Origin of the sequence: Marilutibacter maris (genome assembly GCF_003233695.1) — a bacterium.
Taxonomy (GTDB): Bacteria; Pseudomonadota; Gammaproteobacteria; order Xanthomonadales; family Xanthomonadaceae; genus Marilutibacter; species Marilutibacter maris.
In genome coordinates this window covers 2544213-2567416 of record NZ_CP029843.1, presented here as the reverse complement: position 1 = coordinate 2567416, position 23204 = coordinate 2544213, and the positions used below count along the sequence as shown (strand labels likewise).

The following is a 23204-nucleotide window of genomic DNA, read 5'->3' as shown; positions in this document are numbered from 1 at the left end:
GCCTGTGCTGGGGTTCACTGCCGTGGTGAACGTGACGAGGGGCGCGGCGAGGACAGCTTGTGCCGGCGACGCGACCGGTCCCGGGCGCCGATGCGGTCCGGCGCATGCGCATGGCCGGATCGCCGCCGCATTGCGTTGAACATCCGATGTGGCGTCCGGCGCTGCGAGCCGACGCCCATCGTGAGCGTTGCCGCGAGGACGACAGGGATATCGACGGTGGCGGCCGGCTGGGGCGGGGAAGGCCCGCCGGCGGGCACCGGGATCCCGGCAGCGTCTGACCCGATTGACGACCGTCCGCGGTGGGAGAAGCATCAGGTGACAGCGGTTTCGAAAAGCCGGACCAGCCGGGCGGTGCGCCTGCTGTGGTTGCTGGAGACGCTGGTGATCGTGGCCGCCGGCAAGCTCGCGGTGTGGCTGCGCTTCCACGACGACCCCCAGGGCCTGGGGATATTCCTCGAGCACGCACCGTTCAGACTGTGGCTGGTGGCGGCCTTCGTCGTCCTGGCGATGGCCTGTTTCGGGCTCTACCAGGCCTATCTGCGCCATCGGCGTTCGGAGTTCCTGCTGCGCCTGTTGCTGGCGTTCTCGTTCGCTGGAATCGGCCTGCTGGTCCTGTACTACCTGGTGCCGTCGACCTATGTCGGACGCAGCGTGCTGCTGATGACCATGGGGTTGGGGTTCGTCGGCGTGGTCGTGCTGCGCTCGCTGGCGCGGCGGGTGGTCGGGGCGGATATCTTCAAGAGCCGGGTGCTGGTGTTCGGCGCCGGCGAGAATGCCGCCCAGATCAACAGCAGCCTGCGCCGGGCGGCGGACCGGCAGTCGTTCGTGGTGGCCGGGTTCGTCGCCGTTCCCGGGCAGCCGGTGAAGGTGCCCGATGCATTGTCGGTGCCCGACTCGCGTGGCCTGGTCGAGTTGGCCGAACGCCTTGGCGTCAACGAGATCGTGGTCGCGCCGGACGAGCGGCGTGGCTGCCTGCCGATGGAGGGCATGCTCGCTTGCGCGCAGCGCGGCATCGTGGTCTCCGACCTGTCGACATTCTTCGAGCGCGAGGCGGGCGTAGTGAAGCCGAACGTCGCCGACCCGTCGTGGCTGGTGTTCTCCGGCGGCTTCGACCACTCGCTCGTCCGCCGCCTCAGCAAGCGCCTGTTCGACCTGGTCGCCGCCAGCTCGTTGTTGCTGGTGGCGTGGCCGGCGATGCTGCTGGTGGCCCTGGCGGTGTGGCTGGAGTCGGGTCTGCCGGTGCTCTACCGGCAGACCCGGGTCGGCGAGAACGGCACCACCTTCGAGCTGGTCAAGTTCCGCAGCATGCGGGTCGACGCGGAATCCGACGGCGTCGCCCGCTGGGCCTGCCGCGAGGACGATCGCAGTACCCGGGTCGGCCGCTGGATCCGGATGACCCGTCTGGACGAGCTGCCGCAATTGTTCAATGTCCTGCGCGGGGAGATGAGCTTCGTCGGTCCGCGTCCGGAGCGGCCGCAGTTCGTCGAGATGCTCAATCGCGAGATCCGCTACTACCACCTGCGCCACAGTGTGAAGCCGGGCCTGACCGGTTGGGCGCAGTTGCGCTACCCCTACGGCGCCTCGGTGGCCGATGCCGAGAAGAAGCTCACCTTCGACCTGTTCTATGTCAAGAATCAGGGCCTGCTGTTCGACATGATGATCCTGCTGCAGACGGTCGAGGTGGTGCTGTTCCGACGCGGCGCGAGGTAAGCGCGGCCAGGACCGTGGCGCCGGAATGCAGGTCGGCCGATGCGCCCCTGCCGCTGCCCGCGCGCGAACTCAGCCAGCTCCATGACGCCAGCAGCGCGATCAGCGCGATGAACAATGCAGCCAGGGTCAGTGTGGTGCGCAACGGCCGGGAGCGTTTAGGCGCGCGCTCCTGCTGCGGCCACTCGGGCGCGACGACGACCGGCAACTGTTCGGGCCCGGGCGCGGGCAGCGCGCCGGGCATCCGCCCATGGCGGCGGTGGAAGTCGCAGACGCTGGCATGCAGGGCAATCAGGGTTCCCAGCGTGTCCTGCATCTCGGGCGGCAACTGGCCGCCATGACGGTCCGGATGCAGTTGCGCGACCCGGCGCCGGTACGCGTACTGGAATTCCTCCAGGCTGCAGTCCGGTCGCAGGTCGAGCTGCGCATAGATGTCGGCCAGGTCCGCCTTCATGGACTCCCCTGATCTAGGGCATCGCCACTGGCATTGCATCCACATCCTACTCCGTTGCGGTGCCGCCCCGGAACCGCCGCGACTGGCCGCGTTCGCGGCTGGAGACCGTTGTGGAATAAGAGTCGCCGGATGCGCGACAGCCGCAATGCAGGGCCTGTTCCATGCCAGAAAACGGACGCTTCCGTCATACGCGTGCCCGCTCGACAGGACCGGTGACGGTCCCGTGCGCCGTGTGCATGACCGGCGCACCGGGGAGAGGTTTCGGCCGCCATGAATGAACCCATCGCGCCTGTCGGCGCTTCTCCGGAGGCGTCGACGCTGCTCGAGGTGTTGCCCGGTCGGGCGGGATCCGCGTCGTCGCAACGGCAGCGCATCGAGGTGCCGCTGGCCGACACGTTGCGCGCCGCGCTGGAGTCGATCGACGCCGCCGGCCGTGCCGATCTGCTCGTCGCCGCGCTGGCGCTGTCCGAGTCCCGGTTGACCGGCGCCGACCGGATCCTGGCGACGCGGTTCGATCGCGACGGCGGTCACCAGGGCGACGTCGAGATCGTGGGCGAAGACGATCCCGATGCCTGGTGCCGACGGGTCGCCTCGCAGTTGCAACCGATGGCGCCGGCGCAGATGCGCGACTGCATCTGGGCGGTGGCGACACGCGATTGCGATCGCAGCGCGGCGGCTGCGGCATCGCTCTGGGGCCTGTCCGGGGATGTGCTTGCGGTGCTGGAGGTCGGATTCCAGGCCCCGCTGAGCTCGACGGCCGTCGAGACGATGGCGGTCGCGCTGACGCGGGTGCTGGAAGCCTTGCTTCGCGAGCCTCGTGTCGAGGCCATCGATGTCGCAACGGCCGAGGAATGTCACTGGGCGACGCCGTTGGGGGCCGGCGCCGACCCGGCTGCCGGTGGCCATCGGTCGGTGGTGTCGGCCTTCATGGCGATGGTCGCGCGTTATCCCGATGCGACCGCCGTCGTCGACAGGACTGCGGCCCTGAGCTATGGCCAACTCGACGCACGCGCGAACGCGCTTGCCGCGCGCCTTGGTGACGCCGGCGTCGCCCCGGGCGCGGTGGTGGCGATCGCGATGCGGCGTTCGATCGATGCGATCGTCGCCGTGCTCGGCATACTCAAGTCCGGCGCGGCCTACCTGCCGCTCGACGATGCCTATCCGTCGGAACGGCTGGCCTTCATGCTGGAGGATGCCGCTGCCAGCGCCGTCGTCGTCGACGCGGACGGCGACGGCGGGAGCATCGCCCAGGACCTGCCGCGCGTGGTCTGCGAAGCCTTCGATCCGCCCGCAGAGGGCGCCGCCGTCCCGCTTGAGGCGCCTGTTGCGACGCCCGCTGCCGGGCCGGACGACCGGCGTGATCGCCAGTCGCTGGCCTACGTCATGTACACGTCCGGCTCCACCGGAACGCCGAAGGGCGTGGAGATTCCCGATGGCGCGATCCTGCGCCTGGTCTGCGACGTCGACTACATCGGCCTCGGCCCCAGCACCCGGATGCTGCATGCGGCGCCACTGGGCTTCGACGCTTCGACCCTGGAGATCTGGGGACCGCTGCTCAACGGTGGATGCGTGGTCGTCCACGACGAGCGGATGCCCACCGCCAGCGGTCTGGCCGATGCGATCGAGCGTCATGCGGTCACTACCGCCTGGCTGACCGCGGCGCTGTTCAACACCGTGGTCGACGACGATCCGCGTCACCTGGCCGGCCTGGAGGAACTGTTCACCGGTGGCGAAGCGCTGTCGGTGCCGCACGTGCGGCGGATGCTCGCGGCCGCGCCCGGCACCCGTTTGCGCAACGGTTACGGGCCGACCGAGTGCACCACCTTCGCCTGCACCCACGCGATCGAGCCCGGGCTGGACGCGGATGCGGCATCGATTCCCATCGGCAGGCCCATCGCCGGCACCTGCCTCCGGGTGCTGAGCCGGCAGCGGCGGCCGCTGCCGCTCGGAGTGGTCGGCGAGTTGTACATCGGTGGAGCGGGCCTGGCGAACGGCTATCTGAATCGCGAATCGCTTACCGCCGAGCGCTTCGTCGCGGATCCGTTCGCGGCTCAGCCGGCGCGGCTCTACAGGACCGGCGACCTGGTCCGTGCACGTCCCGACGGCGCGATCGAGTTCGTCGGACGCGCCGATACCCAGGTCAAGATACGCGGCTACCGGATCGAGCTGGGCGAAATCGAGGCGGCGCTGGCGAAGCATCCGGGCGTGCGCGCCTGCGCGGTCGAAGCGCGCGGCGACGGGGCGACGGAAAAGCGTCTGATCGCCTATCTTCAGCCCGCCGCGGCGCCGGTGCCGGCGCCCGAGCTGAGGTGCTTCCTGTCGCGGACCCTGCCGGAGTTCATGCTGCCGGCACGCTTCATCGCCCTCGACACCTGGCCGCTGACGCCCAACGGCAAGCTCGACCGCCGCCGGTTGCCGGAACCCGATGCCAGCCGCCCGGACCTGGCCAATGCCTACGAACCGCCGCTGGGCACGATCGAGACCGCGATCTGCGATGCGTTCGGCACGGTGCTGGGCATCGACGGCGTCGGTCGCCATGACAATTTCTTCGAGCTGGGCGGCAGCTCGTTGTTGGCGGTGCGCCTGGTCGAAGCGCTGTCTGCCGCAGCACCCGCCGAGCTGGCCGCGATCACCACGATCGACCTGTTCCGCCAACCGACGCCGCAACGCTTGGCCGCCGCCCTGGACCGGCGCTGCGTGCGGACGGCGTCGGCCTCCGCCCCGGAAGCACGCGCCGCGCGCCGGTCCCGTCCCGATGACGACGATCCGATCGCCATCGTCGCGATGGCCGGGCGCTTCCCCGGCGCCGCCGACGTGGAGGCGTTCTGGGACAACCTGTGCGAGGGGCGCGACACCATCACATCGTTCGATCCGTCCCAGCTCGATCCGTCGATTCCGCGCGAGGAACGCGAAGATCCCGGTTACGTACCGGCGCGAGGCGTGATCGAGGGCGTCGACCGTTTCGATGCCGCCTTCTTCGGCATCGGTCCCAGGGAGGCGGAGCTGATGGATCCCCAGCAGCGCCTCTTCCTGGAGACCTGCTGGGAGTGCATGGAGCGGGCGGGGTACGTCCCCGACGATGCCGGCGGCCCGGTCGGTGTGTTTGCGGGGATGTACAACGGCAGCTACTTCCAGCGTCACGTGTCGCCGCGCAAGGACCTGATCGGAACCATCGGCGCGTTCCAGGTGATGCTCGGAAACGAGAAGGACTACATCGCCACGCGTACCGCCAACAAGCTCAACCTGACCGGTCCCGCGGTCAGCGTGCATACCGCCTGTTCGACCTCGCTGGTGGCGATCTGCCAGGCGGTGCAGGCGATCCGCTCGGGGCAGTGCGAGATGGCGCTGGCCGGCGGCGCCTCGGTGACCTGTCCGCCGAACAGCGGGTATCTGTACCAGGAAGGCGCGATGCTGTCCCCGGACGGCCACACCCGTACCTTCGACGCCGACGCCCGCGGTACGGTGTTCAGCGACGGCGTCGCGGCGGTGCTGCTGAAGCGGCTGTCGGCGGCGCGCGCGGACGGCAACCGGGTCTATGCGGTGGTGACCGGCATCGGCGTCAACAACGACGGCGGGCACAAGGCGAGCTTCACCGCGCCCAGCAGCGAAGGCCAGGCTGCGGTGATCGCGATGGCGCACGACGATGCCGGCGTCGACGCCCGCAGCATCGGCTACGTCGAGGCGCACGGAACCGCCACGCCGCTCGGCGATCCGATCGAGATCGAGGGCCTGACCCGGGCATTCCGGCGCAGCACCGACGATGTCGGTTTCTGCCGGGTCGGGTCGCTGAAGAGCAATGTCGGCCACATGGTCATCGCCGCCGGCGCGGCGAGCGTCATCAAGACCGCGTTGTCGCTGAGCGAACGCAAGATACCGGCCAGCCTGCACTACCAGCGCGCCAATCCCGACATCGCGTTCGCCGGCTCGCCGTTCGTGGTCAACGACGCACTGCATCCGTGGCAGGGCGATGGCGGGCCGTTGCGCGCCGGGGTCAGCTCGTTCGGCGTCGGCGGCACCAATGCCCATGTCGTTCTGGAACAGGCACCGCCGACGCCGTGCTCGGATCCCGCCAAGGGGCCGCAGACGATCGTGCTTTCGGCACGCAGCGGCGACGCCCTGCAGGCCGCCTGCGTCCGCCTGGCCGGGTTCCTCGAGGCCGCGCCGGACGCCAATCTCGCCGACGTGGCCTGGACCCTGGCCCGCGGCCGCAAGGCGTTCGCGCATCGGGTCGCACTGACCTGCACCGACATCGGCGACGCCATCGCCCAGCTGCGCGGCCGGGAGCTGGAGTCGGCGATCTCGCGCGGCAAACCGGTACGCGAGTCCGGGGTGGTGTTCATGTTCCCGGGGCAGGGGGCCACCTATCCGGGCATGGGCCGCGGCCTGTATGACGCCGAGCCGGAGTTTCGCAAGGCCATCGACCAATGCGCCGAGGTGTTGTCGGAGCCGCTGGGGTTCGATCTGCGCACCCGGTTGTTCTCGGACGAGGCCGATGCCCTGCTGCCGACCGCGATCATGCAGCCGGCGACCTTCGCGATCGAATACGCGCTGGCGCGGGTGTGGATGGCGCAGGGGCTGCGCCCGGTCGCGATGCTCGGGCACAGCGTCGGCGAATTCGTCGCCGCGACCCTGGCCGGAGTGTTCGCGCTGGAGGACGCGCTGCGTCTGGTCGCGCGGCGCGGGGCGCTGATGCAGGCGCAGCCCGCCGGCGGCATGCTGTCGATCAGGATGTCCGCGCAGGATGTCCGCACGCGTATGCCCGACGACCTGCAGGTCGCCGCCGAGAACGCGCCGGGCACCTGCGTGGTCGCCGGTCCCGGCGATTCGATCCGCGGCTTCGCGCAGGCACTCGAGGGCGACGGCGTGGTCTGCCGCGAGCTGCGCACATCGCATGCGTTCCACTCGGCGATGATGGATCCGGTAGTCGCGCCGTTCGAGGCGGAAGTGGCGTCGGTGCCGCTGTCGCCTCCGTCGCTGCCGATCGTTTCCACGGTCTCCGCGGAGCTGCTCGGCGACGCGGAAGCGACCTCGGCGCGCTACTGGTCGCGCCATCTGCGCCAGCCGGTGCGGTTCGCCGCGGCGCTGGAGGCGGTCGCCACCATGAATCCGGCGCAGGTGCTGTTGGAGGTGGGCCCGCGCCGGACCCTGAGCGGGCTGGCGCGGCAGCATCCGGCGATCCGCGAACGCGGCGGACGCGCGCTGGAAAGCCTTGCCGACAGCCCCGGTGCCGAGCTGCACAGCCTGCGCCGCGCCGCCGGCCAGCTATGGGCGGCGGGTGTGGACATCGATGCCGCCGGCTTCGACCGCCGCCAGCGGCGGGCCCGGCTGCGCCTGCCGACCTATCCGTTCCAGCGCCGACGTTTCTGGATCGAAGCGGCGGTTGCCGGAACACCTTCGTCCGATGCCGGCCGGGCATCCGCGCATGACGCAGCCGAGAGCCCGGCCCAGACGCCCCCCACCGCCGCGAGCGCGGCCACGGAGACCCAAGTGCCCAGTCCTTCCGCCCCCCGTCCCCCGACTGCGCCGGCCGCCGCTGCGGCTTCCGCCGTGCCGCGCGCATTGCGGTTGCGTGCCCGCCTGAGCGAACTGATCGAGGATGTCGCCGGCTTCGACCTGTCCGACGCCGACCCCGACGACAACTTCATGGAGCTGGGCCTCGACAGCCTGATGCTGACCCAGATCGCGCTGCAGCTGCAGAAGACCTTCTCGGTGCAGGTCGCGTTCCGCCAACTGATGGGCGAGTGTTCGAGCCTGGCGAGCCTGGCTTCGATGCTGGATGCCGAACTTCCGCCCGAAGCCGAGCCGGCGGTGCCGGCCGAGTCCCCCGACACCGCGATGCCGGCGCCGCCCGCGGCGGCCGCGGCGATGCCCCCAATGCCGGCAGTGCCCGCGCCGATGCCCGATGCGGGCGCACCGGCGGGCGGCGGATTCGTCCGCGAGGTGATCGCCCAACAGATGCAGTTGATGACCCAGCAGTTGGCATTGCTGGGCGGACAGGCGCCAATGGCGGCGTCGGCGGCGGTGGCCGCGCCGGTCGAGGCCGCACCGGCAGCGGACACTACGGCGCCACCGGCGCCTGCGGACGCCGCGGACGAGGAGACCGCGCTCTCGCATACCCGCTACGACGTGAAGAAGGCCTTCGGGGCGATCGCCCGGATCCACAGTTCCGCCGACGAGTTGACCGGCCGGCAACGGGCCCGCCTGGACGCCTTCATCCGCCGCTATACCGCGCGCACCCAGCGCTCCAAGGAATACACCCAGGCGCATCGCTCGCACCTGGCCGACCCGCGGGTGGTCAACGGTTTCCGGCCGTTGCTGAAGGAAATCACCTACCAGATCGTGGTCTGCCGTTCGCAGGGCGCGCGGGTGTGGGACCTGGACGGCAACGAATACGTCGACGTGCTCAATGGCTTCGGCATGAACCTGTTCGGCTGGCAGCCCGACTTCGTGCTCGACGCGGTCCGCCAGCAGCTCGATCTCGGCTACGAGATCGGCCCGCAGCACCCGCTCGCCGGCGAGGTCGCCAAGCTGGTCTGCGAGGTCACCGGCTCGGCCCGCGCGGCGTTGTGCAACACCGGTTCGGAGGCGGTGATGGGCACCATCCGCATCGCCCGCACCGTGACCGGTCGCAACACCCTGGTGATCTTCACCGGCTCCTACCACGGCATCTTCGACGAGGTCATCGTCCGCGGCACCAGGAAGCTCAAGTCGATACCGGCGGCGCCGGGCATCCTGCGCAACACCGCCGAGAACGTGCTCGTGCTCGACTACGGCACCCCCGAAACCCTGGACATCATCCGCGAGCGCGCCGACGACATCGCCGCGGTGCTGGTCGAACCGGTGCAGAGCCGTCGTCCCGACTTCCAGCCGGGCGAGTTCCTCAAGGAGCTGCGCGAGGTCACCGCGCAGGCGGGTTCGCTGCTGATCTTCGACGAGGTGGTGACCGGGTTCCGTGCGCACGCCCGTGGCGCGCAGGAACTGTTCGGCATCGATGCCGACCTGGTCAGCTACGGCAAGGTGGTCGGCGGCGGCTTCCCGATCGGCGTGATCGCCGGCAAGCGCGAATACATGGACGCGCTCGACGGCGGCTACTGGCAGTTCGGCGACGACTCGATCCCGACCGTGGGGGTGACCTATTTCGCCGGCACCTTCGTCCGCCATCCGCTGGCCCTGGCCGCGGCCAAGGCCGTGCTCGAGCACGTGCGCGATGCCGGGCCCTCGCTGCAGCAGTTGCTCAACGCCCGCACCACGGCGATGGCGGAGGAAATGAACGCCTTCTGCGAGGAGGTCGGGGCACCGATCTCGATCAAGCACTACACCTCGTTCTGGAAGGTCGCCTTCACCGAGGACCACCCGCTGCAGGACCTGCTGTTCGCGATGATGCGCAGCCGCGGTGTCCACATTCTCGACAACTTTCCGTGTTTCTTCACGACGGCGCACTCGGAGGCCGACTTCGCCCATGTCGTGGACGCCTTCAGGGAGTCCGTCCTTGAACTGCAGGAGGCGGAGTTCGTTCCGCGACACCGTGAGACGGAGCCTGCCTTCGACGCCAACAATCCACCCATACCGGGCGCGCGGCTGGGCCGCGACCCGGATGGGAAGCCGGCCTGGTTCGTGCCCGACCCCGGCACGCCGGGCAAGTTCTTGAAGGTGAGCGCATGAACAGCCAGGAATCGGCGAACTTCGAAACCATCGACTACGATCCGTTCGCCCAGGCTGCGCTCGAACGGGTGGTGCCGATCACCGAACCGCAGCGCGAGGTGTGGCTGGCGGACAAGTTGGGGCGCGAGGGTTCGCTGGCCTACAACGAGTCGGTGTCGCTGCGCCTGCGCGGGGCTCTGGATGTGGACGCGTTGCGCCGGGCGGTCGCCGACCTCGGCGCGCGCCACGAATCGTTGCGGGCGACGGTGGGCGCCGATGGCGACGAGCTCTACATCGCCGAGCGGGCGGATGTCGACGTCGGCGTGCACGACCTGGCCGGGATGGACGCGGCGACGCGCGACCGCGAGGTGGCCGACTATCTGCGCAACGCCGTCGAGACCCCCTTCGATCTCGAACAGGGGCCGTTGTTCCGCGCCGATCTGTTCACGCTCGCTGCGCAGGATCACCTGCTGGTCCTGACCGCGCATCACATCGTCTGCGACGGTTGGTCGTTCGGCGTGATCGCGCGCGACATCGCCGCCGGCTACCGGCGGCACGCGACCGGTGGCGAAGGCGCTGCCGCCCCGGCCCGGTCCTTCGCCGAGTATGCCGCCGAGCAGGCCGCCTGGGCGCAATCCGAGCAGGCCCGGCAGGACGAGCACTACTGGCTGGAGTTGCTGTCCGATCCGTTGCCGACCCTCGACCTGCCGCTGGACCGTCCGCGGCCGCGTCATCGCACCTTCAACGCCGCCCGCGAGGATGTCGTCCTCGACGCCGAACTGGTCGCGGCGGTACGCAAGCTCGGCGCCCGCAACGGTGCGAGCCTGTTCTCGACCCTGCTGGGTGGCTTCGCCTCGGTGCTGAGGCGGCTCAGCGGGCAGACCGACCTGGTGATCGGGATCGCTGCCGCCGGACAGGCCAGTGGCGGCCACGACGCGCTGGTCGGACACTGCGTCAACATCCTGCCGTTGCGCACCGACGTGGCGCACGGCGAGGACTTCGTGTCGGTGCTGGGCAAGACCGCGTCGTCGCTGCTGGATGCGTTCGAACACCAGCGCTACACCTTCGGTACGCTGCTGAGGAAGCTGGCGATACCGCGCGATCCGAGCCGCCTGCCGCTGGTCAGCGTGCTGTTCAACCTCGATCAGAAGGTCGACGACGATGGCTTCGGAGTCGACGGCCTGAGCTGCGAGTTCAGCGCCAACGCGCGCAGCTACGAGAACTTCGAGCTGTTCGTCAATGCGGTACCGACCGCCGCCGGCATCCGGCTGGAGTGCCAGTACAACACCGATCTTTACGATGCGGCGACGATCCGCCGCTGGATGGACGCCTATGCCGAGCTGTTGCGCAGCGCGGTCGCCGATCCTTCCTGCGCCTGGGACCGGTTGGCCTGGCTCGATGCCGGGCAGCTGGCGGCACTGGCTTCGCTGCAACCGGCGCCGACCGCCTACGCGCCGGAGCGCCTCGTGCATGCGCGGTTCGCCGACATCGCCGCGGCCTCGCCCGATCGCGTCGCGATCGCCTACGGGCACCTGGACGCGCCGGACGGCGCCGCCCGGACCATCAGCTACGGCGAGCTGGACCGGCGCTCGAATGCGCTCGCCCACGCGCTGCGCGCGCGCGGACTGGGCCCCGGCGACCGGGTCGGCATCTGCATGCGCCGCGGTCCCGAGCTCTATACCGCGGTGCTGGGCGTGCTCAAGGCCGGTGCCGCCTACGTCCCGCTGGATCCGGACTACCCCTGCGAACGGCTCAGGTTCATGGTCGAGGATGCCGGCCTGGCCTGCGTGATCGAGCGAGACGGCGCCGCGCAGGCGCTGGGTCTTGCGGACGCGCAACGGCTCGACCTGGAGGCCGGCGCCGGCGCACCGGACTGGAGCCGCACCGATCCGCTGGCGGCCGACGCGGTCGGCATCGGGCCGCAATCCGCCGCCTATGTGATCTACACCTCCGGCTCGACCGGCAAGCCCAAGGGCGTGATGGTGCCGCACCGTTCGCTGGTGAACCTGCTTTCGAGCATGAGCCGCGAGCCGGGCCTGGAGGCGGACGATCGCCTGTTGGCGGTGACCACCACGTCGTTCGACATGTCGGTGCCGGAACTGTTCCTGCCCCTGGTCACCGGAGCGAGCCTGGTGATGGCCGGCGAGGAGGTGCGCGACAGCGGCAAGTTGCGAAGGCTGCTCGAGGTCAGCGGTGCGACCGTGATGCAGGCGACGCCGTCGGGATGGCGCCTGCTGCTGGAGTCGGGCTGGAGCGGCGGCCCCGGCTTCAAGGCGTTGATCGGCGGCGAGAGCGTGCCGCAGGAACTCGCCGTGCAGCTGCGCGGACGCTGCGGGAGCCTGTGGAACATGTACGGCCCGACCGAGACCACGGTGTGGTCGACCTGCGCCCGCCTGGATCATCCCGAGCGCGGCATCAGCATCGGACGCCCGATCGCCAATACCTCGGTCTGGGTGCTCGACGAACATGCGCAACCGTGTCCGATCGGCGTGCCCGGCGAGATCCATATCGGCGGCGAGGGCGTGACCCTGGGCTATCTGAACCGCCCGGAGCTGACCCGCGAGCGGTTCCTGCCCGATCCGCATTCCGACGTCGAAGGCGCCTGCATCTACCGCACCGGCGACCGCGGCCGCTGGCGCAACGACGGCACCCTAGAACATCTGGGCCGGCTCGACTTCCAGGTCAAGGTCCGCGGCTACCGGATCGAACTGGGCGAGATCGAGGCCAACCTGGCCGGGCACCCGGACGTCGCCCATTGCGCGGTGGTCGCGCGCGAGGACCAGCCGGGCGATGTCCGCTTGGTCGCCTACGTGGTGCCGCGGGTCGCCGGCAAGGCCGACGAGGAAAGCTTGCTGGATCATTTGCGCAGGGCCTTGCCCGGCTACATGGTGCCGCAACACGTGGTGTTCCTGTCGGCGATCCCGTTGTCGCCGAACGGCAAGGTCGATCGCAAGGCGCTGCCGGCGCCGTCGTTGGAGGCGCGCCGTGCGCCGGACCGGGTGGCGCCGCGCACCGATACCGAGCGCGCGGTGGCGAAGCTGATGGAGCAGGTGCTCGCCCTGCCGGGGATCGGTGTCGACGACGACTTCTTCTCGCTTGGCGGGCACTCCCTGCTGGCCGCGCAGCTGACCGCGCGGATCAACAAGCAGCTGGGCGTCAATCTGTCGATGCGGACCCTGTTCGACGCGCCCACCGTGGCCGGTCTGGCCGCACTGCTGGACGGCGGAGAGGGGCGGGGTGGCGCGCCGGCTCAGACGGCGGTGCCGCGACGGCCAGATCGCCGCCGGGCGCCGCTGTCGCTGATGCAGGAGCGACTGTTCCGGCTGGAGCGGTTCAACCCCGGCCAGGTCACCTACAACACACCGTCCGCCCACCGGCTGACCGGACCGATGGACGTGGCCGCGCTGGAGGATGCGTTGCAGGCGCTGGCGCAGCGGCAGACCGTGCTGCGCACCGGCTTCGCTGTCGTCGACGGCGAGGAGGTCCAGATCGTCCACGACGACATCGGCCCGGTGATCGGCGAGGTCGAGGACCTGTCGGCGTTGCCGCCGGACGAGCGCGAGGCGACCCTGCGACGCAGGATCGACGAGTTGATCCGGGTGCCGTTCGCCCGCCTCGACCGTGCGCCGTTGTTCGTCGCGCACCTGTTCCGGTTGCGCGAGGACGAGCATGTGCTGTTCTTCATGCCGCACCATCTGATCTGGGACGGCTGGTCGTTCGACGTGCTCTACGCCGAACTGTCCGAACTCTACGCTGCACGCTGTCAGGGGCGCGAACCGGCGCTTCCGGAGCTTGCCGTCGGCTATGGCGACTTCGCCGCCTGGCATCGCCAGTGGGTCGCTGGCGAGGAGTACGCGCGGCAGCTGGCGTTCTGGCGCGAGCGGATTTCCGCGTACTCGAATGGTGGGCACGCGCCCCGGGCGTTGCCGACCGACCATCCGCGCCGGCGCGGCATGTCGGGCGCGGGGCGCAGCATCACCACCAGCGTGCCCGGCGAGCTGACCGGTCGCCTGCACCGGGCCGGGCTGGAGATCGATGCGACCTTGTCCATGGTGCTGCTGACGGCCTATTGCGTGACCCTGGCGAGAATGAGCGGCTGTTACGATCAGGTCGTCGGTACTCCGGTGCGCGGTCGCAACGCGGCCGAGCTCGAGCACCTGATGGGCTACTTCACGACCCTGCTGCCGTTGCACATCGCGATCGACCCGGAAGGCTCGTTCGCCGATGCGGTGGCGCGGGTCAAGTCCGAGGTGCTCGACAGCTTCGCCAACCCCGATGTGCGCCTGGAGGATCTGGCCGATGCCTTGAGCCTGCGCGGCGACGCCGGTGGCAGCGCGATGTACCAGTCGCTGTTCTCGTTCCAGGATGCGCGCGGCCGGCCGGTGATGTGGGGACCGCTCAGTCATTCGCGGGTGCCGGTGCTGCAGCCGGGCGCGACCGAGGACATCGGCCTGTGGTTCGTGGAGAACGCGCAGGGCCTGATCGGCGGCCTGGTCTACAACGCCGAACTCTACGAGACCGCGACCGCGGAACGGATCCATCGCCGTTTCATGACGACGCTCGATGAGATCGCGCGCGATCCCAGGCAGGCGCTGAGCGAGCTGACGCGCTTCGACGACGGCGCGCCGCTGATGATCGGTGCCGCCGCGGCTGCGCCCCCGGCGCCGACGACCGGCGGCCCGGCGTGTTCGGACACCCCGGTCGATCCGCAACCCGTCCGGGCCGGAGGCGAGGCGATGAACCTGGACACAAAGGAACGGTACCTGGCGGCGATCTGGGAGGAGTTGCTCGGAGTCCCGGCGGGACCCGACGACAACTTCTTCGATCTGGGCGGCAACTCGATGCAGGGCATGCAGATGGCGGAACGCGTCGCACGCGAGACCGGCTTGCAGATCAAGCTGGTACGCCTGGCGTCGCAGGGACTTTCGGAAATCGCCGTCGACCTGCCCGAGGCCCCGGGCAGCGGCAACAGGATCGGATTCGGCGCGCGGCTGAAGCGACTGTTCGGTGGCGCGTCGGCTTAGCCGTCGGCGCCTGGACGGGTTGCGAAATGCGGCGATCGGCGAGGGAAGGAACCGCAACAGCTGGAGAGGTCAGTCAAGTGGATGCGCATGCGATCCAACCCGCGGACATGCCCCCGGCCGGGCATGGCGATGTCAACGACGCACGGACCGCGCCGCGCGGCGCCGCTGACGCCGCATCGCGTTGGGATGCGGGATGGAGCGGCGATCCCGGCCGCCGGATCTACACGGCGATGCACCTCCCGGAGGGCCGCCGGCAGGCGAGCGCGATCCTGCTGGTGGCGCCGCTGTTCCACGAGCTGCCACGTAGCCGGCGACTGTTGACCGAGATGGCCAGCCACCTCGCCTCGCTGGGGTTCCCGGCGATGCAGTTCGACTTCTATGGCATGGGCGATTCGATGGGGTTGGGCGAGGACACCGACTTCGATTCCATGCGACGCGATCTGCGGGTGGCCGAGGCGAGCTTGCGCGAGCGCATCCACGCGGATTCCCGCGATCGCCTGATCGTGATCGCCTTCCGCGGCGGCGCGCTGCCGGTGATGTCGTGGATCGCGGCGGGCGCGCGCCCCGACCTGGTGGTGTTGTGGGAGCCCATTCTCGATGGACTCAACTGGTTGCAGGAACTGGAGCGCGAGGATGCGGCCGAGCGGCGTTCGCCTGGACGCTATTCGTCGATCCGCACCGGTCGCCAGCGCGATTCCGATGACGATGCCGGTGATGACCTCCAGTTGATGGGAGTCGCGGCATCGCGGAAGTTGCGCGAAGACCTGGCGGAATTCGGAATGCCGCCTCCCGAGGCGCGCGAGCATGTCGCGTTCTGGGCGGTGACCCGTCCGCACATGCGGGCGCTGGAGCTGGATCCGGAGTTCGGCCTGGCGCTGGACGCCGACGCGCCCGAATTCGGCGGCGGCACACGGATGGAGTCGGCGTTGTTCCTGTCGCCGGGCGTGCGCGCGATCGTCGACGCGCTCGGCCAGGCGATGCTGGCCTGGAGCGGGGCCGCGGCCCGTGCCGACGGCGGCGCGGGGAGCTAGGGTATGGATACGATCCTGAGATTCGGACCGCGGTCGCGACTGTCCGGCGTGCTGACCGGCAGCGCGCGGTCGGACGCCCCCATACTGGTCCTGCCCAGTGCGGGGCTGATTCCGCGCGCCGGCCCGTTCCGTCTGCATGTGGAGCTGGCGCACCGGCTCGCACGCCACGGCATGCGGACATTCCGCTACGAGTCGCCCGGGGTCGGCGAGACGCCACGCCTGAAGGGCTGCGGGGTGCGCGAGGCGGCGGTCGAGGCGATCGAGGCGCTGAGCCGGGAAACCGGACAGCGGAGGTTCGTCGTCGGTGGCGTGTGCAGTGCCGCCGACGCGGCGTGGGCGGCGGCATGCGACGACACCCGTGTCGCCGGGTTGATCATGATCGACGGCGTCACCTTCACCGGGCCGTGGTTCCACCTCGCGCGCGCCGGCGACGTGTTGCGGCGCGGACCGCGCGCCTGGCCGGGGGTCGCCGCGCGGCTGATGCATCGGTTGCCTCAGGGGGGACGGGCCGGAGGCGACAGCAGCATGTACCGCGAGTGGCCTTCGCAGAGCGAGGCCCGGCACCAGTTCTCGGGTTTCGTCGAACGTGGGGTGCGGTCGCTGTGGATCTTCACCGGCGGCTACACCGACCGCTTCCTGCACCCGCGCCAGTTCCGCTGGAGCCTTGGCGCCGGCACCCGCGATCCACGTGTATCGATGCATTACTGGCCCGATTGCGATCACACCTTCTACGCGCGCCGGCACCGCGATCGCCTGCTCGACACGGTCGAGACCTGGCTGGTGGGCGAGGAGGCGATGGAGGCGGCGGCATGAACGGCGTGGCGCGACTGCCGGGCCGGGGGGCGGCATCGTCGCTGTACCCGTCGCCGTCGCGACCGTTGCGTGTGGTCCTGCTGGCCGGGGCCAAGGTCCCCGGTTGGATCAATGGATTCCTGCGGCTTGCCGGCGATACGCCCTGGCTCGACGTGCGGGTGTTTCTCGTCCACGACGCCCGCGCATCCGCCCACGTCCCCGGCAGGACCGTGCTGCGCCTGGCGCTGGCGCTCGAACGGCGTCGCGCGCGCGGTCGCGAGCGGTTCCTGGAGCCGCTTTCGCAGGACGGGCGAACGCTTCCGGGCGAGTCCGGCCGCAGCCGCGACGAGGTGCTGGCCAGACTCGCGGCGCTGCGGCCGGAGCTGGTCGTGGCGGCGGTGGACGGCGGATGGATCGAGGACGCCGCCGCCACCGCGACCGGCGGATGCTGGTGCCTGGAGCCGTCCCTGCGTCGCGAGCTCGACCTGCTCTCGAGCCTGCTGCCGCCGATGCTGCAGCCGGGCGCGGCGACGTCGGTGGCGCTGCAACTGCAATCGCGGAAAGACGGCTGGCGACGCTTGTCAGGTGGCCGGATGGCGACCTGCCGCGCAGCGCTGGACGGTCAGTTGAAGCGGGCCTGCGACAAACTGCCGTCGCTGATGCTCAGGGCATTGCTGGCACACGCGCGTGAGCGGACGTCCTCCTGCGGTGGCGATCGCCGCGTCCGCCGCCTGAGGCTGGCGCCGTTGGCCCCCACGACCGCACCGCTGGCGGTGGGTCGGGCCTTTCTCGCCGCGATCGGCGTGCGGATGCATGAGCGCTGGCAGCGGGTGCGCCGTCGTCAGGGCCGTTGGTCGGTGCTGGTGCGTCGACAGACCCGGTCGCTGGACCCGGCGCACCCGGACGCGGCCGGCTGCATCGAACTGGCGGCGCCGGACGGCTGGTACTGGGCCGACCCATGCGTGATCGGCGGCCCGGAGGACGAGCTGGTGTATGTCGAGGAGTGTCCGGACGACGTCAACGCAGGGGTGATCGCCTGTCTGCGCATCGATGCCGGCGGCACGGCCGAGCGGATCGGTGTCGCCCTGCGGCGGCCGTTCCATCTCTCGTTCCCGCAATTGTTCGATTGGTGGGGGGAGCGGTTCATGACCGTGGAGTCCGGCCAGGATCGCCGCGTCACCCTGTACCGGCGCGGCGCCACCGCGCTGGACTGGCAACCGTACTCGGAGCTGCTGCGGGGCTGGCCAGTGGTCGATCCGGTGCTGCACTTCCACGACGGGCACTGGTACCTGTTCGCCAATGTCGCCGAGGGCGGCGCCAGTTCCTGCGACAGTCTGTTCCTGTTCGTCGCCGAGGCGTTGACCGGGCCGTATCGGCCGCATCCCGCCAATCCGATCGTCGACGATGCCGGCCGCGCGCGCATGGCCGGGCGTCTGTTCGTCGACCGCGGACGTCTGGTGCGACCGTCGCAGGACTGTGTCGAAGCCTACGGCGCCGCCGTCGTGTTTCACGAGATCCTGGAGCTGGGGCCGGAGCGCTATCGCGAGCGGAGGCTCGGCAGGCTCGATGCCGCGACCGCGGGTGCCCGCGACGGATGCCACACCTACAGCCGCTCGGGATGCATGGAAACCATCGACGTGCGCGGCTTCGCCTACGGCGGCACGCATCGCGCGGAGCCGGCGGCCGGCGCCGGCGGGCTGGGCGCGTCGGCAGGAGCGGCCGCGGGCGGGTGATCCAAACCGCGGTGTCGCGCGGACAAAAAAAGATCGGGCGAGTTGCCTCGCCCGATCCGAATGCCAGGTTCCGGACCGCGCCGGCGCCCGCCCCGGGCGCGGGGTGGGGAGCCGGCCTGTGGCCGGGTCTAGCGGGCCACGGTGAAGCTCGCCGTGGCAGTGGCGTCGTCGCCGTTGGCGCTGACCGTCGAACTGACGGTGTAGTCGCCCGCTTCCTTCTTGTTGTAGCCGATCGAATGGATGGCCTCGAAGCGGCCGTCCGCGTCGGTGTAGGCGCGCAGCTTCTGGATGCTGCCATTGGGGCGGTAGACACGCAGGTCGACGCGGGCGCCGGTCACCGCCTCGCCGTCGCCGAGCACGCGGCCGGAGATGCGGACATCGTCGCCAAGGCCGTACAGACCCTTGTTGACTTCGATCTCCTGGACCAGGCCTTCACCTTCGGGCGGCACCACGACCACCGGCGGATCGGTCGGCTCGGGCTCGACCGGATCGGGCTCGACCGGCTCGGTCGCGCCGCTGCCGTCGTTGACGGTGAAGCTGGCGGTCGAGGTCACCGTCTTGTCGCCGACGCTGGCGACCGCATTGAGGCCGTAGCTGCCGATCGAGCTGGGGCCGGTGCCGCTGACGAAGCTGGCGCGGGCATAGCCCTGGGCGTCGGTGGTCGCGCTCATCACGATCTCGATGCCGTTGGGCTTGACCGCGGTGAAGCGGACCGTGCTGCCGGCCACGGGCTCTCCGTCCATCTTGACCAGGGCGCTCACGTAGACGGTCTCGCCGCCGATGTAGGCACTCTTGTCGGTGCCCAGGGCCTGGGTCACCTGGCCGCCGGAGGTGTTGACCTCCTTGACGTTGAAGACCGCGCTGGCGCTGGCCGTATGGGTGCTGCCCACCGCGCTGCTGGTGGCCGCGCCGATGTTGTAGGCGCCGGCACTGGTGCCGTTGCCGGCGGCCACGCTGAGGGTGGTGGTGGAACTGGCGCCCGGGGCCAGGGTCACGTTGCTGGCCGAGAGCGTGCCGGTCCAGCCGCTGGGCACCGAGCGCGCCAGCGCGAAGCTGGTGTTGCCGCAGCCCGAGCTGTCCTTGTTGGTGACCTTGAGGGTGTAGTTGACGCTCAGGCCGACCGCGATGGCGTCGGTCGGACCGGTCAACGAGACCGTCGGCTTGGCGCGGGTGCAGGTCGGCGTCGGGTCGGGCGTGCTGCCGCCAGCCTGGACCTCGACCGCGCCGATGTCCGACTTGCTGCCCGACGGACGCGGGGCCTCGTAGAAGTCGGTGGTCACGCCGGAGAGCACCGATACCGCATCGACCACGGGGCTGCCCGACAGCGGCATCGCGTCGAAGTTGTCCAGGCTCAGGTTGGTCAGCTTCGGGTTCTGGCCGCAGATGCTGCCGGACGGGCACTGGTTGTTCTTGACGTTCCAGATCAGATTTCCGGCGTAGACCGACCTGGCCGAGCTGTTGTAGACGATATGGGCCACCGCCAGCTGCGGACTGCCGGCCAGCGTGGCCAGGTAGTCGTTGGCGCCGATCAGCACGTTGTTCTGGATCGTGGTGGTCGCGCTGGAATCGCCTTCGGTGGTCATGATCAGGCCGTCGCCCTCACCGGTGATGGTGTTGTGGCGGATGTAGGCCTTGTCGTTGGACGACAGGCTCACCGAGATCGCGTTGCCGGAGGCGCGGCACATGTCGCCGGACTGCATGTAGTACTTGCCGGCGAAGTAGGCGCAGTTGCCGACCACGACCGAGTTCTCGATGGTGCTGTTGCCCTTGACCTTGAGCTGGTTGCCGGCGTTGTCGACCGCGTACACGCGACGCATCGTCACCGAGCTGCCGTCGGCGCCGTCCATGTACAGCATGTCGAGGCCGTCGGAGGTGTTGTGGTGGACGAACATGTCCTCGAACAGCCACTGGCCGCCGGTCAGGTAGGTGCCCAGGCCGTCGCCGTAGCCGCCGGCCTTCTGGCCCCAGCAGTTGACCGGCGCGCCGGTGCTCGGGTTCTCGCCGCAGCCGTTCCAGGCGATCTCGCCGTCGCGGAAGATGATGCTGCCGGAATTGGAGCTGTTGGAGCCGACGTTGCCGTCCCAGCCGGCCCAGCCGTTGGCGTTGATCTTGACCCGCTCCAGCGTCCAGTTGCTGATCCGGCCGGCGTTCACGCCCTGCAGGGCCATGCCGTGGATGTCGACGTCGTGGATGTGGACGTTGCCCGAGTCGCTGGCGGAAATGCCGATCGAAGCCCAGTTGCCGTACGGCGTCGAGCTGCGATTGCAGGCCGCGCTGGAAACGCTGTGCGCGGACACGCACTGGTCCTTGTCGGTGATTTCCAGGTAGCCCAGCTCGACGTTGGAGCTGCCGTTGAGGTTGATCACGCTCCAGCTGCGCTCGGCGCCCCACAGCTTCGGCGGCGACTTGCTGTTGCCGAGGATGCGGGTCTTCTGGCTGCTGCTGGGGCCGCTGGGAACCTTGCCCAGCGAGCACGCGCTGCGGTCGCCGGCCGCGCAGTTGCCGGCCATGCCCTCGGCGCCGTAGCCGATCTTGTATTCGCCGGAGCCGATCATCAGGGTGTCGCCGCCGGCGATGCGCGGGGTCCCGCTGCTGGGCAGGGCGTAGTAGGGGTGCTTCCAGGCACAGGACTGATTGCTGCCGCTGCCCGGGTAGGGGCTGTTGGCGCGGCCGTTGCACTGGGTGGCGTTACCGCCGTCGGTCCGTACGTAGTAGGTGGTGGCCGCCTGCGCCGAGCCAATCACGGCCAGGCCAAGCGGTGCGAGTAGAAAACAGAGAGCGCGTCGGCTCAGGTTCGATCTGATCATTTTTTTCGACAAACTCCGACGCCAAAGACGCCATTCACTGAGACTGCAAGTGGAAGAAGCGGCCTCCCCGAAGCCGGAAGCGATGCTAGGGGCGCACCGGCGGGCCTTTTGTGCACTGCGTCGCGCAAACAGCGACAAAAAACGGAACTGCGTCATAGACTTAGGGCGACGGGGGTTTGATTCACACAACAGCAAGCCGTCGCTTCCGACAGGGCCGGATGAACAGGCGAGGTGAGGTCTCGACGCGGCCCGGGGGCTCGGCCGAATCCGCGACGGCGCCGTTGTCCTCGCCGTGATGCCGGTCGCGTTAGAAGGGGTGGCGCGGGCCGTTGCGCGGATTTGCGCGGTGCCTCCGTGGCGGCATGGAGGCGGTCCCGCCGTCAGCGATGGCGCCCTCGAGCGCCGCAGTCACCACCAGCGCAAGGGCCATGGAAATGCGACGACGTTGCAGGGGGACCGCCCCCGAGCGGACGCCCCGGTCGGGCCGCGTGTCACCGGGCGCCGGCGGGGGCTAGATGGGCGCGCAGGCGAACGTCAGCCTGGGCCGGCACTACCTGCGCTATTCCAGCGCGACGGTCCTGATCATGGCCGCCGGGTTCGTGTCGTTCCCGGCACTCACCCGCATGCTCGACAACACCCAGTACGGAATACTGGGCTACTTCGATACCTGGCTGATGCTGGCCATCGCCGTGGTCAAGCTCGGCGGACAGCACGCGATCCTGCGCCTGTATCCGTTCGGCGGCGACGAGGCGCGGCTGCGGCACTTCGCGACCAACCTGGTGCTGGTGCCGATGGTGGTGTCCCTGCTGTTGTGGGGCGCACTGGCCCTGGTCGCGATGGGCGTGGTGGGCTTCGGCGGAGTCAAGGTGTCGCCGGTGTTCTGGGGCGCGCTGGTGCTGATGCCGCTGCTGGTGTTCATCAGCCACGTCGAGATGACCCTGCGGGTCAGCGAGCGCTCGGGGCTGCTCAATGCCAGCCGGGTCTCGTGGCGATGGGTAGAACTGGTGCTGATCCTGTCGTTCGTCTACTGGATCCAGCGCAGCGCGATGTCGGTCTATGCCGGCAAGATCGCCGCTGCGCTGCTGCTGGCGGCGGGCTACGCGTGGTGGGTGTTCCGCAACCTGTCGTTCTCGCGCGGATCGCTGGACGTGTCCGCGTACCGGGCGTCGCTCGCCTACAGCCTGCCGCTGGTGGTGAACGAGATGGTCGGCATGATGCTGGTCTCGATCGACCGGATCATGCTCAAGGGCATGCTCGGCGACTACGCCTCGGTCGGCGTCTACACGATCGGCAGCGCGCTGGCGATGCAGGTGTCGGTGATCATGAGCGACCCGCTGTGGGGCGCGTTCAACCCGGTCGCCAATCGTGTGCACGGCACCTCGGGCGCGGATGAGGTCAGGGCGCTGAAGCTGCGGGTCCTGCTGCCGGTCACCTACGTTTCGATCGGCGTGGGGGCGGCGATATGGGTGGTGGGCGCCGATGTGCTGGAAGTGATGACCGGGCCGAGCAAGCGCGCGTCCGGACCGGTGTTCATGTGGCTGGGGGCGCTGTTCGCGCTGTTGCCGATGCTCGATGTCAGCGGCTACGGGCTGCTGCTCAAGAAGCGGACCAAGACGGTGATGCTGCTGACCCTCGCGGCGACCGCCGTCAACATCCTGCTCAACCTGGTCTGGATTCCGCGTTTCGGGGTGATGGGCTCGGTCTATGCCACCGTCGCGAGCTACCTGATGCTGGCGACCTCGCGGTGCGTGTTCTGTCCGCGCGAGCTGCTGCAGTTCCCGGAGCGCAGGCGCCTGCTGGTCGCGCTGGGGGCGGCGGCCATGTTCATCGCGGCGGCCGGCTTCGCGCGGGATCTGCTGGGTGACGCGCCGCTGAGGCAGGTGATCGCCGGCGGCGTGGCGTGGGGCTTGTTCTATCTGTTGCCGGTGCTGGCGCTGGACAGGAAGCTGCGCGAGGCGGTATTCAGGTTCAAGTCCCTGGGTCTGGCCTGACCCGGGCTCCTTCGATACCGGGGC

At 69.7% G+C, this 23204-nt stretch carries 9 protein-coding genes; 7 read left to right on the top strand and 2 right to left on the bottom strand.

Annotation, left to right across the window (positions count from 1 at the left end; all coding sequences use genetic code 11):
• The first annotated feature begins 315 nt into the window (after positions 1–315).
• Entirely contained in the window at positions 316–1710 is a 1395-nt protein-coding gene (locus C9I47_RS11185; protein ID WP_223250106.1) for a TIGR03013 family XrtA/PEP-CTERM system glycosyltransferase, read from the top strand.
• Here the strand turns inward: C9I47_RS11185 and C9I47_RS17615 are convergent.
• Positions 1628–2161 (bottom strand): J domain-containing protein, encoded by a 534-nt coding sequence (locus tag C9I47_RS17615; protein WP_145985500.1) that lies wholly within the window; start codon positions 2159–2161, stop codon positions 1628–1630. The genes C9I47_RS11185 and C9I47_RS17615 overlap by 83 nt on opposite strands.
• A 270-nt stretch (positions 2162–2431) precedes the next feature.
• On the opposite strand from C9I47_RS17615, the gene C9I47_RS11175 reads away from it, so the two are divergent.
• The 5 genes from C9I47_RS11175 to C9I47_RS11155 all read left to right on the top strand — a co-directional run bounded on the left by C9I47_RS11175 (position 2432) and on the right by C9I47_RS11155 (position 18382).
• On the top strand, positions 2432–9823 hold the full coding sequence (locus C9I47_RS11175; protein WP_111266809.1) for a polyketide synthase: 7392 nt from the start codon (positions 2432–2434) through the stop codon (positions 9821–9823).
• A complete protein-coding gene (locus C9I47_RS11170; protein WP_111266808.1) occupies positions 9820–14826 on the top strand; it encodes a non-ribosomal peptide synthetase in 5007 nt (1668 codons plus the stop codon). The genes C9I47_RS11175 and C9I47_RS11170 overlap by 4 nt, the downstream gene beginning before the upstream one ends.
• Before the next feature lie 230 nt (positions 14827–15056).
• Complete coding sequence (locus tag C9I47_RS11165) at positions 15057–15857, top strand: alpha/beta hydrolase family protein (protein WP_145985499.1); 801 nt, start codon at positions 15057–15059, stop codon at positions 15855–15857.
• A gap of 3 nt (positions 15858–15860) precedes the next feature.
• The gene (locus tag C9I47_RS11160; protein WP_145985498.1) at positions 15861–16670 is read left to right on the top strand and encodes an alpha/beta fold hydrolase; all 810 of its coding nucleotides are present in this window, start codon (positions 15861–15863) and stop codon (positions 16668–16670) included.
• Positions 16667–18382: a glucosamine inositolphosphorylceramide transferase family protein gene (locus C9I47_RS11155; protein ID WP_111266805.1), complete on the top strand. Its 1716-nt coding sequence runs from the start codon at positions 16667–16669 to the stop codon at positions 18380–18382. The genes C9I47_RS11160 and C9I47_RS11155 overlap by 4 nt, the downstream gene beginning before the upstream one ends.
• 128 nt (positions 18383–18510) lie before the next feature.
• On the opposite strand, the gene C9I47_RS11150 is transcribed toward C9I47_RS11155, so the two are convergent.
• Positions 18511–21126: a choice-of-anchor Q domain-containing protein gene (locus C9I47_RS11150; protein WP_190238489.1), complete on the bottom strand. Its 2616-nt coding sequence runs from the start codon at positions 21124–21126 to the stop codon at positions 18511–18513.
• A gap of 578 nt (positions 21127–21704) precedes the next feature.
• On the opposite strand from C9I47_RS11150, the gene C9I47_RS11145 reads away from it, so the two are divergent.
• Complete coding sequence (locus C9I47_RS11145) at positions 21705–23180, top strand: oligosaccharide flippase family protein (protein ID WP_111266803.1); 1476 nt, start codon at positions 21705–21707, stop codon at positions 23178–23180.
• Positions 23181–23204 lie beyond the last annotated feature (24 nt).